We start from the raw sequence: 1800 nt of genomic DNA on the forward strand, positions 1-1800 counted from the left end.
GTTCAGCGGGTGTTTGAATACTCCTTGAGCAAGGAACAAAATCACGTTAATCTCTCCACCTATGGAAGTGGGAGTCTTTTGCTGAATAAAATAGAAGTTATCGTATAAAGCTGGGGATATGGCCCAGAAGTTTCTACCGAGACACCTTAAATGTTTCGACTACGATTCTAGATAGAGGGGATATCCCTTCTGTTTGGTTTTGTTATGGGAAGTATACGGTGTAACAGCGTATACTTCTTTTTTTATTTGAAAAATTTATTTAAAGGATGGTTATAATGAAAAAGTATTTTGAGTTTGACAAGTTAGGTACGAATTACCGTAGAGAAATTATCGGGGGACTGACTACGTTTTTAGCGATGGCATACATCCTTGTCGTCAACCCACTAATGCTGTCTCTTGATGCTGTACCGGATTTACCGGACGCAATGCGTATGGACAAAGGTGCAGTATTCGTAGCAACTGCGCTTGCAGCAGCTGTAGGTTCACTATTTATGGGTCTTATTGCAAGGTATCCAATTGGGTTAGCGCCAGGTATGGGATTGAATGCGTTTTTCGCCTTTTCCGTTGTATTGGGAATGGGTATTCCATGGCAAACAGCATTGACAGGTGTGTTATTTTCTGGTCTTATTTTTATTGTCTTATCACTTACCGGCTTACGTGAAATTATTATTAATGCAATCCCTACGCAACTTAAATTTGCAGTGGGAGCTGGGATTGGATTATTTATCACATTCCTCGGACTTCAAAATGCAAAAATTATTGTTGCTGATCCAAATACACTCGTTACGCTAGGAGATCTTTCCCGAGGTCCGACTTTACTTGCTATTTTTGGTCTTGTCATAACAGTGGCTATGATGGTGCGGAAAATTAATGGTGCAATTTTTTACGGTATGATCGCAACTACTATTGTAGGAATGGTTGTTGGTTTGATTAACCTACCTGAAAAAATTGTCGATAAAGTACCAAGTGTAGCGCCTACATTCGGAGCTGCATTCGATGCGGATCCGGCTTCCTTGTTTACAACACAATTTCTTGTCATTGTCATTACGTTCTTATTCGTAGACTTCTTTGATACCGCGGGTACACTCGTGGCGGTTGCTAATCAGGCAGGACTGATGAAAGATGATAAGTTACCGCGGGCTGGTAAAGCGCTTCTTGCAGATTCATTGGCAACTGTAACAGGTTCAGTTTTTGGAACGTCGACAACAACTTCTTACATTGAATCATCAGCGGGAGTCGCTGCAGGTGCAAGAACAGGGTTTGCTTCCATTGTGACGGGTATACTATTCTTACTTGCTTTGTTCTTTTCACCATTATTGTTTGTCATCACTTCTGAAGTGACTGCCCCTGCGTTAATTATTGTTGGAGTGCTGATGGTAGCAACGTTGGGTAATATTGAATGGACAAAGTTTGAAATTGCAGTCCCTGCTTTCTTTACAATTATCGCAATGCCACTTACGTACAGCATCGCAACAGGGATAGCGATTGGTTTCATTTTCTATCCAATCACGATGATTTTGAGTGGACGGAAGAAAGAAATTCATCCTATTATGTACGGCCTATGGGTCATTTTTGTATTGTATTTTATCTTTATTAAATAAAGCACACTTATTATAGTAGAAACGGTTCCCTTAAGTGATAAGGGGGCCGTTTTTTAATAAAGGCTTAACAAAGATTAATAAAAACTTTACAAAACTATTGACTTTGATTTTTAAGGGTGGTATATTAATTAAGCAGTCGACGAGAACGACAAAAAACGACAGCGATTTATACCAAGTGAACCTTGAAAACTGAACAGCA

General features: G+C 39.7%; 1 protein-coding gene and 1 riboswitch. The gene reads left to right on the forward strand.

Annotated elements, in window-relative coordinates:
• The first annotated feature begins 80 nt into the window (after positions 1-80).
• Positions 81-182, forward strand: a riboswitch (purine riboswitch).
• A 93-nt stretch (positions 183-275) separates the two neighbouring features.
• Positions 276-1601, forward strand: a complete 1326-nt coding sequence (locus tag R2B77_RS15485; RefSeq protein WP_203249028.1) for an NCS2 family permease — start codon at positions 276-278, stop codon at positions 1599-1601.
• The last annotated feature ends 199 nt before the right edge of the window (positions 1602-1800 follow it).

This window comes from Sporosarcina beigongshangi (assembly GCF_033485195.1).
GTDB lineage: Bacteria > Bacillota > Bacilli > Bacillales_A > Planococcaceae > Sporosarcina > Sporosarcina beigongshangi.

What these genes read in the sequence shown, in the direction of transcription:
- R2B77_RS15485 (WP_203249028.1), top strand. Translation starts at nt 276, where the DNA reads ATGAAAAAGTATTTTGAGTTTGACAAGTTAGGTACGAATTACCGTAGA.